At 42.2% G+C, this 15568-nt stretch carries 18 protein-coding genes; 4 read left to right on the forward strand and 14 right to left on the reverse strand.

Annotated features, from left to right (window positions below; genetic code table 11):
• Positions 1–43: 43 nt before the first annotated feature.
• The 5 genes from LT679_RS11425 to LT679_RS11445 form a co-directional block, all read right to left on the reverse strand.
• The gene (locus tag LT679_RS11425; protein ID WP_232177716.1) at positions 44–655 is read right to left on the reverse strand and encodes a superoxide dismutase; all 612 of its coding nucleotides are present in this window, start codon (positions 653–655) and stop codon (positions 44–46) included.
• A gap of 205 nt (positions 656–860) precedes the next feature.
• On the reverse strand, positions 861–1334 hold the full coding sequence (locus LT679_RS11430; RefSeq protein WP_232177717.1) for a nucleoside deaminase: 474 nt from the start codon (positions 1332–1334) through the stop codon (positions 861–863).
• Positions 1334–1708, reverse strand: coding sequence for an SdpI family protein (locus tag LT679_RS11435; RefSeq protein ID WP_262909277.1), 375 nt, complete (start codon positions 1706–1708; stop codon positions 1334–1336). The genes LT679_RS11430 and LT679_RS11435 overlap by 1 nt, the downstream gene beginning before the upstream one ends.
• Before the next feature lies 1 nt (position 1709).
• Positions 1710–2045 (reverse strand): tRNA-binding protein, encoded by a 336-nt coding sequence (locus tag LT679_RS11440; protein WP_232177719.1) that lies wholly within the window; start codon positions 2043–2045, stop codon positions 1710–1712.
• A gap of 24 nt (positions 2046–2069) precedes the next feature.
• Positions 2070–3998: a gliding motility-associated C-terminal domain-containing protein gene (locus tag LT679_RS11445; RefSeq protein ID WP_232177720.1), complete on the reverse strand. Its 1929-nt coding sequence runs from the start codon at positions 3996–3998 to the stop codon at positions 2070–2072.
• Positions 3999–4135: 137 nt separating this feature from the next.
• Here LT679_RS11445 and LT679_RS11450 point away from each other — a divergent pair, with 137 nt between their 5' ends.
• The 3 genes from LT679_RS11450 to LT679_RS11460 all read left to right on the forward strand — a co-directional run bounded on the left by LT679_RS11450 (position 4136) and on the right by LT679_RS11460 (position 8069).
• A complete protein-coding gene (locus tag LT679_RS11450) occupies positions 4136–5458 on the forward strand; it encodes a PQQ-dependent sugar dehydrogenase (protein ID WP_232177722.1) in 1323 nt (440 codons plus the stop codon).
• 71 nt (positions 5459–5529) lie between these two features.
• Positions 5530–7584 carry a TonB-dependent receptor gene (locus LT679_RS11455; protein ID WP_232177723.1) on the forward strand — a complete coding sequence of 685 codons (2055 nt, stop codon included), beginning with the start codon at positions 5530–5532 and terminating at the stop codon, positions 7582–7584.
• 2 nt (positions 7585–7586) lie between these two features.
• Entirely contained in the window at positions 7587–8069 is a 483-nt protein-coding gene (locus tag LT679_RS11460; protein WP_232177724.1) for an SRPBCC family protein, read from the forward strand.
• A gap of 111 nt (positions 8070–8180) precedes the next feature.
• On the opposite strand, the gene LT679_RS11465 is transcribed toward LT679_RS11460, so the two are convergent.
• Positions 8181–8543: a TM2 domain-containing protein gene (locus tag LT679_RS11465; RefSeq protein WP_232177725.1), complete on the reverse strand. Its 363-nt coding sequence runs from the start codon at positions 8541–8543 to the stop codon at positions 8181–8183.
• A 248-nt stretch (positions 8544–8791) separates the two neighbouring features.
• Between LT679_RS11465 and LT679_RS11470 the strand changes: the two genes are divergently transcribed.
• Entirely contained in the window at positions 8792–9499 is a 708-nt protein-coding gene (locus LT679_RS11470) for a hypothetical protein (RefSeq protein WP_232177727.1), read from the forward strand.
• A gap of 98 nt (positions 9500–9597) precedes the next feature.
• Here the strand turns inward: LT679_RS11470 and LT679_RS18615 are convergent, their stop codons facing one another.
• From LT679_RS18615 to LT679_RS11505, 8 genes are all read right to left on the reverse strand, one after another.
• Positions 9598–9753: a DUF1304 domain-containing protein gene (locus LT679_RS18615; protein WP_262909278.1), complete on the reverse strand. Its 156-nt coding sequence runs from the start codon at positions 9751–9753 to the stop codon at positions 9598–9600.
• Positions 9731–9964: a DUF1304 domain-containing protein gene (locus tag LT679_RS18620; protein WP_317206545.1), complete on the reverse strand. Its 234-nt coding sequence runs from the start codon at positions 9962–9964 to the stop codon at positions 9731–9733. The genes LT679_RS18615 and LT679_RS18620 overlap by 23 nt, the downstream gene beginning before the upstream one ends.
• Positions 9965–10173: 209 nt before the next feature.
• Entirely contained in the window at positions 10174–10335 is a 162-nt protein-coding gene (locus LT679_RS11480; protein ID WP_232177728.1) for a hypothetical protein, read from the reverse strand.
• A gap of 387 nt (positions 10336–10722) precedes the next feature.
• A complete protein-coding gene (locus tag LT679_RS11485) occupies positions 10723–11313 on the reverse strand; it encodes a DUF922 domain-containing protein (protein ID WP_232177729.1) in 591 nt (196 codons plus the stop codon).
• A 164-nt stretch (positions 11314–11477) separates the two neighbouring features.
• Positions 11478–11933 (reverse strand): hypothetical protein, encoded by a 456-nt coding sequence (locus LT679_RS11490; RefSeq protein ID WP_232177730.1) that lies wholly within the window; start codon positions 11931–11933, stop codon positions 11478–11480.
• 109 nt (positions 11934–12042) lie between these two features.
• Complete coding sequence (locus LT679_RS11495; RefSeq protein ID WP_232177732.1) at positions 12043–12546, reverse strand: hypothetical protein; 504 nt, start codon at positions 12544–12546, stop codon at positions 12043–12045.
• 95 nt (positions 12547–12641) lie between these two features.
• Positions 12642–14051, reverse strand: a complete 1410-nt coding sequence (locus LT679_RS11500) for a hypothetical protein (RefSeq protein WP_232177733.1) — start codon at positions 14049–14051, stop codon at positions 12642–12644.
• Positions 14052–14375: 324 nt separating this feature from the next.
• Positions 14376–15368, reverse strand: a complete 993-nt coding sequence (locus tag LT679_RS11505) for a hypothetical protein (protein ID WP_232177734.1) — start codon at positions 15366–15368, stop codon at positions 14376–14378.
• Positions 15369–15568 lie beyond the last annotated feature (200 nt).

A 15568-nucleotide genomic window follows, 5' to 3' on the forward strand; every position in this document is an offset into this window, starting at 1 on the left:
GGATATAACACCCTGCCGCCTTTTTATAAAATCATTTTTGAGATTAAGCGATAGCTTTGGTATAAAGCTCAGCTACTTTTTCCCAGTTAATCACATTCCAGATAGCCGCCAGGTAATCCGGGCGACGGTTCTGGTATTTCAGGTAGTATGCATGTTCCCAAACGTCGATACCTAGAACCGGGGTACCTTTAACTTCGGCGATATCCATTAACGGGTTATCTTGGTTAGGGGTTGAGGTTACAGCCAGTTTTTTATCAGCAGTAACAATTAACCATGCCCAGCCCGAACCAAAACGGGTAGCGCCGGCGTCAGCAAGTTTAGTTTTCAATTCATCAAATGAGCCGAAAGTGCTGTTGATTGCTTCAGCCAAAGCTCCTGTTGGCGTACCGCCGGCATTAGGCGCTAACAACGTCCAAAACAGGGAGTGGTTATAGTGGCCACCACCGTTGTTGCGTACTGCGGCAGGGTATTTTGATATGTTGGCAACAATCTCTTCAATGCTGGCATCAGCCTCCGGTTTGCCTTCAAGCGCTTTGTTCAAATTAGTAACATAAGCCTGGTGGTGCTTGCCGTGGTGAATCTCCATGGTAGCTTTATCAATGTGCGGTTCTAATGCCTCGGGTGCGTATGGTAACGCAGGTAGTGTAAAAGCCATGATTATTAGTTTTAAAGTTTACTATTGTAGTTGTACCAGCAAATATAAGTCCGTAAGCGGCATATTGTTCTAAATAAATGTCATTTGTTGGTCTGTATTGTCTTGAACCGGAATTTGCAGAATTAATGAATGAGCAGAATTAGAATATCAACGTATTCTGTAAATTCTATATTCCCTAAATTCTGGTTCAAGAACACATTCCGGTTCAAGACTTCCGCTTACTTTTAAAAAAATTCCGCACCAGTTCAGCACATTCATTTTCGCGTATGCCTCCTGTTATTTCTGTTTTAGGGTGAGTGATCTTTTGGTTTAACCGCCCGAAACCCATACGCTGATCATACGCGCCGAAAACAATGCGCGCCACCTGGAACCAATAGGATGCGCCCGCGCACATTACACAGGGCTCCAGCGTTACGTAAAGTGTACAGTCCTGTAAATACTTGCCGCCCATATAATTGGCAGCAGCGGTTAACGCCTGCATTTCGGCATGTGCCGATACATCATTAAGCCGCTCGGTTAGGTTATGCCCCCTGCCAATTATCTTGCCCTTGCAAACTACAATAGCACCAATGGGTATCTCATCTTCGGCCAGCGCCTGCTTAGCCTCATTGAGCGCCTCGTTCATAAAAAAATCATCGGGTGATATAGTGGGTTCACCCTCAAAGTTGATGTATCGCATTATAGTTTGTTATCAAATTTGCGTGATAAATGTTTTTCGGTTGATACCATCAGCGCGACACAAAAGCCTATGGCTGATGGTATAAGCAATATGGAATTCACGAACATAAAAGTTTCGTGTTCTAAATTAACCGCGCTTAAAACAGCCGTTGTGACGATGCCGACAAGCAACAACACAAATCCCCAACGCATCATATACCGGGCGGCGTAATGGTTAGCCTCATTCCAGGTTTCCTGGTTTTTCATAGAGCTGGGCATACGGTAGCCGTAAAGCCCGTTAATTTTTTTTGGTGGAAAACGCTTTTGAATATATCCTGCAAGAATAAAGATTATACCGATCAACTGCGGGACAATTATCCAGCTAAGCAAATCCATATTAAATTAATTTTTGGCCATTTGGGACCGGCCGCTCGAGTGCGGCTAATACAATATCGCCGTTTTCATCGGCAAAGCCGGTAACCAGAAACTCCGACATGAATTTACCGATCTGCTTTTTGGGAAAATTGATCACACCGACGATCTGCCGGCCAACTAACTCTTCCTTTAAATAGTGTTTGGTGATCTGGGCGCTCGACCACTTGATGCCGAACTCCCCAAAATCAACCCGAACCTTGTAGGCAGGTTTGCGGGCCTCCGGGTAATCAGCCGCTTCGAGTATAGTGCCCACCCGTAGTTCTACCTTTTCAAAATCATTCCAGGATATCGTTTCCATACCTGCAAAGGTAAAAAAAGCGTGTTACCGCAAAAGCGTAACGTAGCCTGCTACTTTTGGTGTATTATTCTTAAGGTCGATGATGTAGTAATAGGTACCTACCGGCAAACGTGAGCTGTTAAAGGTGCCATCCCACGGCGTGGTATAACCAATGCTGCGGAATATCTGTTGCCCGTTGCGGTTAAATATCAAAGTTTCGCTTGCCGGATAGGTTGACAACGCCGCGATATTCCATACATCGTTAATACCATCTCCGTTTGGCGTAAACGTGTTTGGCACCTGTATTTTTTGATAAACGCGTACAAAAACGCTGGCCGTGTCAATACCGCAAGGTCCCGTTACGGTTACGGTGTAGCGCGTATCCTCAGTTGCAGTTATACCTGGGTTTGGATCAGTTGGGTTATCCAGCCCATCCTCAGGCCACCATTTGTAGGTGGCGATAGCACCTGCGTAAACCGGATCAAGTTTTATAGTTGCGCCCTCCAGCATCTCCCGTCTCGGGCTAACGGTCACGTCGGGCGGCTCAATAATATTTACGGTTACCGTATCGGTGTAACTGCACGCGCCGTTGCTAACATTTACCGTGTAGGTTGTTGTTTGCGTGGGGCTCGCTATAGGGTTGACAATGTCTGCTTGGCTAAGCCCTGCTGATGGCGACCAGCTATAGGTATAGGTGTCGGATACGTCGGTTGAAACATTAAGCTGCGCCGACTCGCCACGGCATATACCTGTTTTATCTGTTTCGGCATCCGCTACAAACTTCGGTTTCACATTGATTTGAAAAGTTTGCGGATCGCTCAAACACCCTTCGGCGGATACTGCGTATGCAGTATATGACCATCCGCTGGGTGGATCAGGTTTTTGAAAGGTATATTGTGAATTTGTGGTTTCGGCACTGAATCCGTCAGGACCAAGCAACCGGTAACGCACCCCTCCAGAGAGATTGATGGTTACATCTTCGCCACGGCAAATAGTGACGCTATTGATAGGAGCCAATACCGGCCGGGCGTAGATGGTTATGCTTTGCGGTAAGGAGTAAATCCGGCATTTCTCTGACCCCAAATTACCAGCCCTTGCAGCTGCTACCCTGTACTGGTGCACCGCCGCTACTGAAAGATCGATATTGGCCGTGTATTGTGTACCGTTTTGTCCGGCTATATCTTCCCACTTATTGTTTACAAATTGCTGCCATTGAAAAACATAACCCGGTTGAGATGCCGTTCTTAACGTAAAGTTTCGCCTGCCGCTGCTAACACAATCTGCAAAGTCCTGCGCCGAGCCATCAATAGTGCTGCTTAATTGTGGTCCGCAGGCCCGAAAGGCAAAGTCATCCAAAATAAAATCGTTACCGTAACCCCCTTCAGCATCGTTAAAGATTTTCAAGGTAACGCTATCGGTATTAGGTGTAGTACGGAATGTTACGCCCCGCTTTATAAATTCAGGCCCCGCTGTAGGCCTTATGGCTATGGTGGTATCGCGTATGGTGCTGTCTTTGTCATCCACAATTAAGAACCGCAGTGCCGGGTGCCGAACATCCGGCGACTCAATATCAAGCCGCATCAAATCAAGTATATACACTGAAAGTTCGTAAACCGTATTACCGCACAAACCGGTCACCTTTTTCTCAAAAAACTGACTTTTGGCGTATGATGCATTTACCACCATCATGTAACCGCCATTACCCGTATTATCCGACGGAACGGAATGCCAGGTACCCGCATTACAGGGCGGCGGGGCGTAAGTGCGAACAATGGTATATTGCCCATCCTGCGGGCATGTATTAGTAGTGAATTGTATAATCTGCGCTTGCCCATTTGGTAATGCTCCGCCCTGATTAAAACTTTCTGACACTACCGGATCGCCCAGGCTACCGTCACAAACCTGTGCCGTTACCTTGCCTGATAAAAAAGCAATAAACAACACACATATAAAGCCGTGAAAAAAGCGCCGCATGAACAATAAGAATGTAATTGGTTATAACGGGGTATAAGGTAGCACATTAACCTTAATATGCCAAGTAACGATTTAGAGCTGAGCCAAACAAATAATTTTCATAGTAGTTAAATAAGTGTTTTAAAATACATCTACCTATGAAAAACAGATATTCAGCATATTTTTTAGCCTTGGGCATATTGGCCGCGGGCTGTGGCGGCGATAAAAAAGCCAATCATAACGATGCCGATACCGTAACCAATAAAAGCAACCAACAGGTAAATCTGCCCGCACCTTACGAAACGGAATCAACCACCAAATTCAGCCAAGTTTTGGGTTGGCCTAAAGATAAGATGCCTACAGCGCCCGAGGGTTTTGAGGTAAGCCTTTTTGCCGATAGCCTGCGCAACCCGCGTAATATTTATGTGGCGCCTAATGGCGATATCTTCGTATCGGAAGCCAATACCGAATCAAAAAGCCCCAAAAAGAAAGCTGAAGACCTGGTAACCGGTCGTGACAAATCACAAAACATGGGCAAAAGTGCTAATGACGTGATTCTCTTTCGCGATACCAATGGCGATGGCAAATATGATTTACGCACTATATTTTTAGGCAAATTGAACCAGCCCTATGGTATATTGGTACTTGGTGATTGGTTTTACGTAGCCAATACCGATGGATTGTGGCGTTACCCATATAAAACCGGCCAAACTGAAATTACCGCGAAAGGCACCAAGATACTCGACCTGCCCGCGGGTGGTTACAACAACCACTGGACACGTAACCTGATTGCAAGTAAGGATGGTAAAAAGATTTTCATTTCTGTAGGCTCCGGCAGTAATGTTGCCGAGCACGGCCTGAACAATGAGATACGCCGGGCGAACATACTGGAGATCAACCCTGACGGATCAGGCGAGCGCATTTATGCCTCGGGCTTGCGCAACCCTGTGGGCACTGATTGGGAACCTAAAACAGGCAAACTGTTTACCGTGGTTAACGAGCGCGACAAATTAGGCGATGGCTTGGTACCTGATTACCTGACAGGCGTTAAAGAAGGTGGCTTTTACGGTTGGCCTTATGCGTACTTCGGTCAGCATGAAGATCCATCGGTAAAGCAAAAGAATCCGGAGATGGTGAAAAAGACATTGGTACCCGACCTGGCTTTAGGACCGCATACGGCATCATTAGGACTGGCGTTTTATACCGGCAATAAATTTCCGCAGCAATACCGCGGTGGTGCCTTCATTGCGCAGCATGGCTCATGGAACAGTTCAAAACTTGTAGGTTATAAAGTTATGTATGCACCCTTTGCCAACGGTAAACCAACCGGCCAACTACAGGACTTTTTAACCGGCTTTGTTGCTGATCTTGAAAAAGGAGATGTTTACGGCCGCCCGGTTGATGTAGCGGTTTTGAAAGACGGATCAATACTGGTAAGTGATGACTCAGCCAATAAAATATGGCGCGTGGCCGCTAAATAGCTTCATTTATTAATTTAATAAATAGCCCTCTATTCAGTTAAAGGGCTATTTTTGTTTTATACTACTATACCGTGAAAAAACTTTTCATCACAATATTCGCCCTTGGCAGCGGCTTGGGCTTTGCCTCTGCTCAAACTATCGACACTACAAAAACACTAAAACAGGTAACGATAAAAGGCTATTTAAGCGAGCAGCCGGTATTGAGTACACCAGCATCGGTAGGGGTAGTAAGCTCAGCGCAATTGCAGTTGCAGCCATTGGCCTCATTTGTACCGGCTTTAAATACTGTACCGGGCATCAGGGCTGAAGAGCGATCTCCGGGAAGTTACCGCCTATCCGTTAGGGGAAGCCTGCTACGCTCGCCCTTTGGCGTGCGTAACATTAAGATGTATTACGATGAAATACCGCTTACCGATGCCGGCGGCAACACTTACTTAAATGCACTCGATTTTAACAGCATCCGCAATATCGAAATATTAAAAGGGCCTGATGGCAGCTTGTTTGGCGCCAACACCGGTGGCGTTGTGCTGTTAAACACATCATCACCAAATGACAACAGCATCTCTGCCGGGATAAATGCGGGCTCGTATGGCTTGTTTCATGAAAATGCCGGTTTGCAGCAGCAATGGGGCAATTACGGGCTGTCTGTAAATCAGGCCTACCAAAGCTACGGGGGTTACCGGCAAAACAGTTATATGTACAGGCATTTTGTAAATACAACCAACCGGCTTAAATATGGCACAGGCAACGAGGTAAAGGCTATTGCTTTTTTCTCCGATTTAAATTACCAAACTCCCGGTGGGCTTAATCTGGCGCAAATGGAAGCCAACCCGCAATCGGCACGTCTGCCAACGGCTACACTGCCCGGGGCTTTACAGCAAAAAATCGGCATCAGGCAAAAAATATATTTCGGTGGGCTGGTAAATAACTGGCAGATTAATGACCGGCTGAAAAATGTAGCTGCCGTATTTGGCAATCATGTGGACTTTGCCAACCCGTTCATCACCAATTATGAATTCAGGAACGAGGACACATACGGCCTGCGCACATACTTTGAACTTAACTCCGTCAGGAAAACAAACTTTAACTGGAAGCTCGACCTTGGTGTAGAGTGGCAGCAAACCAATTCAACCATTGCCAATTACGATAATAACGGCGGCACCCGCGGCGATGTGCAGGCTACCGACCGGCTGAACAGCAACCAGCATTTTGTTTTTACCCGCTATGCAGCCACGTTATTTGACCGTTTTAATGTTGAGGCCGCAATAAGCCTTAATTACTTTAAATACCGCTTTAAAAACATTGCCCCAGCCAATGAGGCTGATTTTAGCGAGCGCAATTTTGACGCGCAACTAATGCCGCGGCTGGCCTTATCGTATCTTATTAACAATAATTTCAGCTGGCGGGCATCAGTAAGCCGGGGTTACTCCTCGCCTACCAACCTTGAAGTGCGCCCGAGCAACAACATAGTAAATACCACGCTGAACGCCCAAACCGGCTGGAACTATGAAAGTGGCTTCCGCTTGCGTAACAATGACGAAAGTACTTACCTGGATGTGTCGGCATTTTATTTCAGGATGCAAAATACCATTGTGCCCCGCCGTTTAGAGAATGAAACTGAATATTATGTAAACGCTGGCGGCACCAACCAACCGGGTGCCGAAATTTATTTTAGCAGCTGGCTGCTGCGCAAAGGAACCGGATTTGTAAAGGGCTTGCAATTTAACACCGCTTATACTTTTAGCAAGTACATCTTCAGGAGTTATAGCGCTGCCGATGCAGATTTTTCGGGCAACAGGCTTACCGGTATTCCGCGTAATGTAGTAGTGAGCAATGTACAGGTACTGTTACCCCAATCAGTATCGGTATTTGTGCAGCACAACTTTACCGACCGCATTCCGCTTAACGATGGCAATACCGTTTTCGCGCCCGAATATCACCTGTTACAGGCGCGGGTAAGCTGGCAGCACCGCATAGGCAAAACAAGGCTGGAAATATTTGCCGCTGCCGATAACCTGCTGAACGAAAGATACAGCCTGGGTAACGATCTGAACGCGGTAGGGAACCGCTACTATAACCCGGCACCGTTACGAAATTATTACGCCGGACTAAACGTAGCGCTGTAATTATGAATACGCTCATCACCATTGTTATTCAAACACCAATAAGTGCGCCGGTGGAGCGGGTATTTGATTTGGCACGCAGTATTGATTTGCATATACAATCAACAAAACATACCGGCGAGCAGGCCATTGCCGGGCGTACCAGCGGATTGATCGGCATGGGTGAAACCGTTACCTGGAGAGCGAAGCACTTCGGCATCAGGCAAACACTCACCTCCAAAATAACGGCGTTTAACCGGCCATGGCATTTTACCGATGAGATGGTTCGGGGCGCTTTTAAAAGCTTCAGGCATGAGCATTGGTTTACACAAACCAACGGACATACCACCATGAAGGATATATTCGCCTTTGAAGCGCCGCTCGGCTGGATTGGCTGGCTGGTTGGCAAGTGGATATTGAAAGCCTACCTTACCAACCTGCTCATTAAGCGTAATGAAGTTATAAAACAGGTTGCAGAATCAAGCGACTATAACCTAACGGCTAACTAAGCCCACGCATCTAACTTAAAAAACAGCAAAGCCGGCAAGCATAATAAGCAGGCCGGCTATTATTAAGTATTTTACCAGTACCGCTGTTGAGCGGCATGGTTGCAAGTATATTTATTGGTACATTTTAGCAATCTGGAAACTTTCGTAAGCCATTTGCTTATTGTACTCGTTTGTGAGGTTTTTATGATTAACCAGGTCAACAATGGTGCCTATAAAGCACAACCCTGCAGTAAAGAAATATAAAAGGCCCATGCCTATCTGCCCCAACATAAAACGTTGTATACCGGCAAATCCCACAAAACCCAACAAGCTTACCAGCAATATATCCTGCGGATTTTTACGCTTGGTTGAGTAGATACCGTAAAAGCGGTTTTTCTGCTGTTCGTCAAGCTCGGCAGTGGCTTGCTGTAAAAACAGAACCTCTTCAGGGGTAATACCTGAGAATGTATAGTATGGATTGTTAGGAGCGTACATGGCTTTCAGTTTTTAGTGATTTGATTAATTTGTTGATATAAAGGTACGTTGCCCACCAACATTAGCCAATGTAAAATAGGTTAACGTGTTAAGGTAGTCGGTAAGTGTGGTTTTTTTGGCGGTGAAAAGAGGGGAGCTCAAGGGTATTATTAGGCAAAGTATAACACACTTTCATCTGTATTTAATAACAATTATCTATTTTGTAATGGGAAACAACGTCTCGTTGGCAAACACATAAAAAAATCATAATGAATTTCATCCGCATTATTCAAGAAACTGTTACATGGATAGAAAAGGTAAATCCTGACTTTGAAGTCAATCTATACCGGAGCCAGGAGCTATCTCCCAAAAGCTATTACCATCAGATCCCTGATTATTTGAAGGGGAATGTTTTAAATGACCTGATCAGTAAACGCTCAAAATTATTACAAACAGCAAGAGTTGAGCTGATTCCAATTCCAGACTTAGGAGATTACGGGCGAATTATGTTTTTTGAAGCCAATGAAACGGTATTAGATGGTGCACCTGAAGATGTAAGCGCTTTTTTCATCGATATTGGCGATGCCCCTCCCTGGGATACCTGGCTTGCTATCGGATCTCAACTAAACGCAATTAATTTTCATCGGGCCGGTCACGAGTTAAATAGCGATCTTCTTATTGCCTGGGTGCCGAAAGCACAGTATTATTACGCTCAACAAGCATGTGAGGTGGCCCTTTTAGATAATTTTGCATGGCCAGCTAATGAATTTATTAGCGATGAGTTCAACGCTGTGAATAGTCTATTCCAAAAACCGGATAACATTATCCAACCCGAAGAACGCATTGATTTTGAGAACATACTAAAACAGTCAAAGATAATAATGAGTGAAATAGAGGAAAATTCAAAATCGTACTATGAAAAACTACTTAGCGAAAATTCTAAGAAACCCTTTTGGAAAAGAATGTTTAAGCGTTGAAGGTTAATGGTTTGGCTCGAACCTAAAGAAGAATGCGATTATGGAGCTTTGATATTAATATTACCGCCGTATAATTGGCTTTAAGTGAGCATAGAACCTTATTTACTCAACCAAACAAACAACATCGCCAGCAGTGCCGGCATCGCCTGCATAAAAAATATCTTTCTTGATGCGGTAAGCGCACCAAAAATGCCTGCAACCGCTACACAGCCTAAAAAGAACAAACGGATGTTAATAGCATTCTGTGTCGTCAATCAAAAAAGACCATGTTAACCCCGCAACCAGGAAGCCATTGTAAAGGCCCTGATTAGCGGCCAAACGCTTTGTGGGTGTAAATAATTTCTTTGGCAAAGAAGTAGAGAACACCCTTTTACCTACGGTTTCCCAGGCAAACATTTCCATCCACAAAATGTAACAATGCTCTATTGCTACAAACGCGGTCAACACAATTGATAAAGTAACCATTGTAATTTTTTTAATGTTCCGGTTCGACTTAAAAGCATTGAATTTAAGCTTTTATTTTGACGGGCCGCCTGAATGTCTCTTTATTTTTAAATTTCATCCCAAGCTATATATTTGCACTCCCTTCGGGATGTAGCGTAGCCCGGTATCGCGCCAGCATGGGGTCTTCGCTTCGCTCTCAATGCTTGCCTGTCGGCAATCATTGCTGGAGGCTAAAGATGCTTATATAAGTGCTCTTTCTTCAGATTGTTTACTGTTTTGTTTACTACCGATCTGATACCATAACGTTCAGTTATGGCATCAATTGCAGTAGTGTTGAACTCTACAAGAAAATTAACAAACAATGAGTACTCCGTCTCTTTAAGAGTACTCATGAAAGACAAAGTCGCTATTACTCCTTAAGCAACCTTTTAGTAAATCAAACTTGTAGATGGAGGTGTAAAGCAGATGATTGGAAACCTGCTTCAATAGAAGACAATGGGTTAGGTAGATTCCGTAAAACGTTTAAAGCTTATAAAGAGTGTAATGCAATAATAGAAGCTAAACTATCAGAAGCCCAGGCCACCTTGAAACGTTACGATGCCGAAGGTTTAGCTTTTAGCCTTGAATAGTTCGAGATTGACCTTAAGAAGAAAGAGCGACCACAAATAACAAAACTTCAAGACTACTACGATTCCCTTATAAAGACATTAGATGAGCAAGGGAGGGCTGGCCTCTCCGGTTTGTATCTTGAAAATAAACGTATTCTAACCATGTTTTTGTCACTGATAATAATTAGCATCTGCATTGACACTATTTACAGCTTTCAGTGTTTCCTCTAACGACGGGTTATTTGATAACAAGGCTGCTATAAAGGTGTTCCACTTTGCTTGGATATGGACATCAGCTCCATGATTTGCTTGGGTATCGTACACATGATGCATTTTGTTTAATTGCAATTCATACTTATCGTAAATCGCTTTCACTTCTTCATTTACCTTTTTAGTATAACGAGCCGACTCCAATGCTAATTTGAGCTGCCTGGCAAAGTATTCGCATATATTAAAGTGCCCCTGTTCGTGATTTAACAGCGGCGGGCATTCCCGCTCCTTCATCGACCATGATTTGGTAGGATCAACATAACTGTACACCTCAAACTTAGCAGTATAGCCGCTATCCTTAACCGAAGGATAATATCGGTAACTGTATTTCATTCCGCAATATACAACGGCCGATACACCACGGTTTGGTTCAATAGGTCCTCTAAAATTATTCCAGGTGAGCAGGGAATCCTTTTGCCATTTTATTTCTTGCGAAAGAACAGATGAGGTTTTGAAGAGTAGAATTAAAAAAAACACGTAAATGTATTTCATATACCAATTGTTTAAATCGCATATATAATTTTATAAAACCTGGTGTATGAATTAGTAAGTGCAGCACGCTAAACATAGCAGGTTGCACTTACTTAATTAGGTGTTAAGAAATTTAGAAAAATAAAGCGCTTTTGAATTCGGTGCTAATAGTCATTTTTTCTGCCTTATAAACCATAATTTAAAAAAGCTTTTCCACCTTTAAATCTGATCCAGGAATCAATCTTATCGTCAGTAAAATGAAAATAATGCATAAAGCCGTTATCATTTAAAGCTATATAGGCTCCTTCTGCTGCATTTTGATTAAGAGCCATTACCTGTAAGCTATCAGGAGCTTCGCTATATTTTAAAATCTTCAAGGATTGAATATCTAAGGTGCGCAATTGCTGGCTTAACTCGTTTAAGCTTTTCATATATATTGCGCGCATTTCTTTATAATCACTGCTTTCCTTGTTATGTAATTTATCTCTGTTATTTTTGATAAAATGCTCGTATGCAATACTGTCAAAATCCCAGTTGCTTTCTTGTATATCCGAAAGAAAAGACTTCAGAACATTTTTCTGTGGTTGAGCACCTACTTTGACGCTCCAAAACATTATGGCAAAAAATAAGATATATTTCATAGCATAAATTTTTAATTATTGACAAGAGCCAGTATTGCCCGGAGCATTTCCTGCTGTTGTTGCAGCACCCGATTGTCAATCTAACATTCTGACGTATAGATTAAATTCACTATGGATTAATGTTATAATTAATTAAATACTCTCCGGTATTTGATATATAAATCGAAGTGGTAAATCCCCAATAAATTAAAGTTAGATCGGAGTTTTTTATTTTTTTGGTAGCTGGCATGCCTTGTCTTTTTTTAGCCTCTATGAAATCATTGATTATTTCTTTGGATTGACGTTTTTGTTCGGGATCAATTGATTTTGCTATCAAGCCTAAAATTTTTTTTCGCGAAGTCCGATTATAGTGAAGATTTATATATTTTTTTAATCCGCTATCATAAATCAATACTAACTTTTTGTTCACAAACGTGTAAAAAGGAGGAAGCATGCTATCTTCATCCAACTCCTGAATCGCTGGGGTCAGCAGGTATCTTGCGCTCATGTTATCTTTTAAAGCAGTCGAATAATCAACGATTATATATCCATAACCTCTTTTGAATGCAGAGTCTAACTTTACGCGTGTGTCAATCAGTTTCTCAATTTCTTGTTTTACAACCGAATCAGTCAATGATACCTGTTGTATTTTAAGACTATCAGATTGAACGGAGCAGCTTGAATATACTATACCGAATACAATTAGATGTAATCTCGTTAAATATTTAATTATTGGACTATTGTGCATAATTGATTATTGCTCCCTTGCTGTTCAAGTTGTGGGTGTTCACTATTTTTTGTAAAACTACCAAGTGCATAACAACCCAAAATATAATTTCTAAGAGTCGGAAATTTTACAGCCATATCATGATCTGATGAGCTTAGATTATACCCTGTTACGCCATCAGTACTTTCAGTTGTATTACAGGGATGTGTATGTAAAGTAGCCTTAACAGGAATGTAATATCGCGGACCTCCAGATATTATACCTTGATACTGCTGACCCGGAGCACCATCAGTAGATGGGTAATAATAATATACAATTCCAGTATCTGGATCTCTAATCAAACCTTTAAAACTCCCTCCATTGGGTCCAGTGACAGCAATAACCATTAATTTTCCATCCTGACTAACAAGAGCGATAACCTCTTTACTATGATTCTGGGATAGCGATTCTACACTCGAAATACCATTACAAACTGAGCTATATTCAAATAATGGCTTGTTTCCGGGTGCCACATAATTTGTTAGTAGTAAGTTGTCAAGTCTTGCAGATACAGAATTGTTTCCACCTGTTGTACCCCCTCCTGTATTAGGCGGCGGATTACCACCTGGACCAGTAGTACCACCAGTATTAGTTCCACCGCCACCACCTGCAGTGCTTGTAACATTAACTACAGACAAATCTCCGCCCATTCCGCTGGTAACTCCGCTTCCGCTCCCATCAGCCGCTACACGCAACCTGCCACTTGGTGTAAACAAGTATTTGTAGTTAGTAATTGTAAAGCTGCCTGTGCTTGTTTTACTCAACGTACTTAAATACAAAGGTATTTTTTCAACTGAGGCGGGTTCGGCAAATGTTACTTTTCGGGTAATGGCTGCATTAGTAAGTTTAACTGCGCCATCTTCAAAAATACTTCCACCCTTCCAGCGGTAATTTAAATCGTAGTGAATTATCGCGCCATTAAAACCGCTGATGGATGTATTTTTATTGTTCAGGATCAGCTTGTCCTGCTCTCTTTCAACACTGTAGTTTAGGCCTACAAATTCAGTTATTTCAGCATTTTCTACTTCGTCCCCACTCATTTCAAATAAAAACAGCCTGCTAATAGTAACATTTAGCTGATCAATGTAATCAATAGCGGTGGGCACGGCTACATATTCATTACCTCCTGCGGCTTTCAACGTCCAGGCCTGATCCCACAGCGGGTTAAGCGTTACAAAACCCGGTTGCTTTGAATTTTCGGTAAGGTGTTTGGCAATAAACTTCGCGTTATAAATTTTGGCCGATTCTAATTTTACGGCGGATACCTTTGGTATTTCGGTATCAATAATTTGCCCAATTTCTTTCCGGCAGGCAAAAAGCACCAAACATAGTGCGCACACTAAGCTGAGCAATGATAAACTTCGCTTTTTCATTTAAGTGTTTAGATAAGGCTTACTTATAGGTTAGATAAGGAAGCGGTAAGGTTAATTTAAGGTTTGTTGTTTGTTTAATTACGCCAATTGGTTATATGAAGATATTAACTTTAAAATAAAAACCACGATAAAAGTTAATATCTTTTTGAAGGATCAAATAATTCCATAGGATGACTTTGCTGGTAAAAGAACAGCGGAATTTTAATAGTTTGTAAAAAATAGAAATTGAATGCAATTATCAGGTTGGCTATTATTATTATCATTAATAATAATAGCCCAAGCTTTGTATGCACACTTTTGTTGCCGGCTATTATATTATTAAGTCTATTGCACGTCATAGTCACCTCTTTTAATTATTTCGTTTCGCATTTTTTGCTTTAGCTCAACAGCGTTTTGCCATACCCAAAGATGTACAGACGTGTAAGTTAAAAAGTAAATGATATATATAGCGAAAAGGCCCTTGTAATATAACTTTTGCACCCTGCGGGCCTTATTTAATAGCTCACTGCCAGCAACGCAAAGCAGCCACAATAAACCTATTGATGCGATGTAGGCATATCTATCGGCAACTATGGAGTGGCGCGACAAAGATACCAGGTTACAAACCATTATAATGTGTGCAAAAAAAAAGCCTGCTCCAAAAAGAACGTGCTTTTGGAGCAATATGTGCCTTAAAAAATATGTTGCTAATATGATACATACCGGAAACAACCATAACCACATTGGTGGACTGTTACCCGGAAGAAAAGGAAATGGATAAACGTAACAGAGATTTACCGGCAATAATATTTGGGTAAAATATTCTGATACTGTGTAAAATGATAACAGCAACCTATCCGTTAATTCATAACTTTCCGTAGAAATAAACACAAAACGGCCTTGCGACTGAAACGAGGCCAGCACGAAAAGAAATGACAACAACAACGGCGGCATTTTTTCCCACCAAAGCAGGGCCCTTTTAAACTCGCGGCCGTATAAGTTATCCAAAAGCAGCATAGCAAGCGGCAGCGTTAGGGCTTGCTCTTTAGCAGCGAATGATAGTATAAAGCATACAAGCGTATAATAGTAGTATTTTGAACATACCGACTTAATATACTTTACATAAAATATTAGTGATAACAGATAAAAAAAAGCGTATATAAGTACTTTTGATGCTGCTATCCAGGCAACAGGTTCAAGGTTTATCGGGGCAATTAAAAATAGCAGTGCGGTTATAAAGGAAATATGCTTCTTGCCGGATGCTTCTGTAAATAATTTCTCTGTTATTTGATTAACAAACAGGTATACAAGCACACTGTTTGCGATATGTATAACCATGCTGCACGCATGAAAATAAGCTGGTTTATATCCAAAAAATTCAAAAATAGCTGAATAATAAAGTTGATTTAAAGGAGCATATTGGCTATAATAAAATTCGGTTATTATTGCTATTATGTTCTTAATTGCCAGGCCACTCTCAGTATATCGGTTTAATACATAAATTTGGTCGTCCCAACCAATTAAAAAACTAAAAGTTA

The sequence above is a fragment of the Mucilaginibacter roseus genome, from assembly GCF_021215455.1.
GTDB lineage: Bacteria > Bacteroidota > Bacteroidia > Sphingobacteriales > Sphingobacteriaceae > Mucilaginibacter > Mucilaginibacter roseus.

Excerpts from the sequence above, each read along its gene's own strand:
- LT679_RS18620 (WP_317206545.1), bottom strand. The coding sequence starts at position 9,964 with ATGGTTACTTTATCAATTGTGTTGACCGCGTTTGTAGCAATAGAGCAT.
- LT679_RS11445 (WP_232177720.1), bottom strand. The coding sequence starts at position 3,998 with ATGCGGCGCTTTTTTCACGGCTTTATATGTGTGTTGTTTATTGCTTTT.
- LT679_RS11490 (WP_232177730.1), bottom strand. The coding sequence starts at position 11,933 with ATGAAATATATCTTATTTTTTGCCATAATGTTTTGGAGCGTCAAAGTA.
- LT679_RS11465 (WP_232177725.1), bottom strand. The coding sequence starts at position 8,543 with ATGTACGCTCCTAACAATCCATACTATACATTCTCAGGTATTACCCCT.
- LT679_RS11425 (WP_232177716.1), bottom strand. The coding sequence starts at position 655 with ATGGCTTTTACACTACCTGCGTTACCATACGCACCCGAGGCATTAGAA.
- LT679_RS11460 (WP_232177724.1), top strand. The coding sequence starts at position 7,587 with ATGAATACGCTCATCACCATTGTTATTCAAACACCAATAAGTGCGCCG.
- LT679_RS11480 (WP_232177728.1), bottom strand. The coding sequence starts at position 10,335 with ATGAGTACTCTTAAAGAGACGGAGTACTCATTGTTTGTTAATTTTCTT.
- LT679_RS11450 (WP_232177722.1), top strand. The coding sequence starts at position 4,136 with ATGAAAAACAGATATTCAGCATATTTTTTAGCCTTGGGCATATTGGCC.
- LT679_RS11440 (WP_232177719.1), bottom strand. The coding sequence starts at position 2,045 with ATGGAAACGATATCCTGGAATGATTTTGAAAAGGTAGAACTACGGGTG.
- LT679_RS11435 (WP_262909277.1), bottom strand. The coding sequence starts at position 1,708 with ATGGATTTGCTTAGCTGGATAATTGTCCCGCAGTTGATCGGTATAATC.
- LT679_RS11505 (WP_232177734.1), bottom strand. The coding sequence starts at position 15,368 with ATGGTTATACATATCGCAAACAGTGTGCTTGTATACCTGTTTGTTAAT.
- LT679_RS11485 (WP_232177729.1), bottom strand. The coding sequence starts at position 11,313 with ATGAAATACATTTACGTGTTTTTTTTAATTCTACTCTTCAAAACCTCA.
- LT679_RS11470 (WP_232177727.1), top strand. The coding sequence starts at position 8,792 with ATGAATTTCATCCGCATTATTCAAGAAACTGTTACATGGATAGAAAAG.
- LT679_RS11430 (WP_232177717.1), bottom strand. The coding sequence starts at position 1,334 with ATGCGATACATCAACTTTGAGGGTGAACCCACTATATCACCCGATGAT.
- LT679_RS11500 (WP_232177733.1), bottom strand. The coding sequence starts at position 14,051 with ATGAAAAAGCGAAGTTTATCATTGCTCAGCTTAGTGTGCGCACTATGT.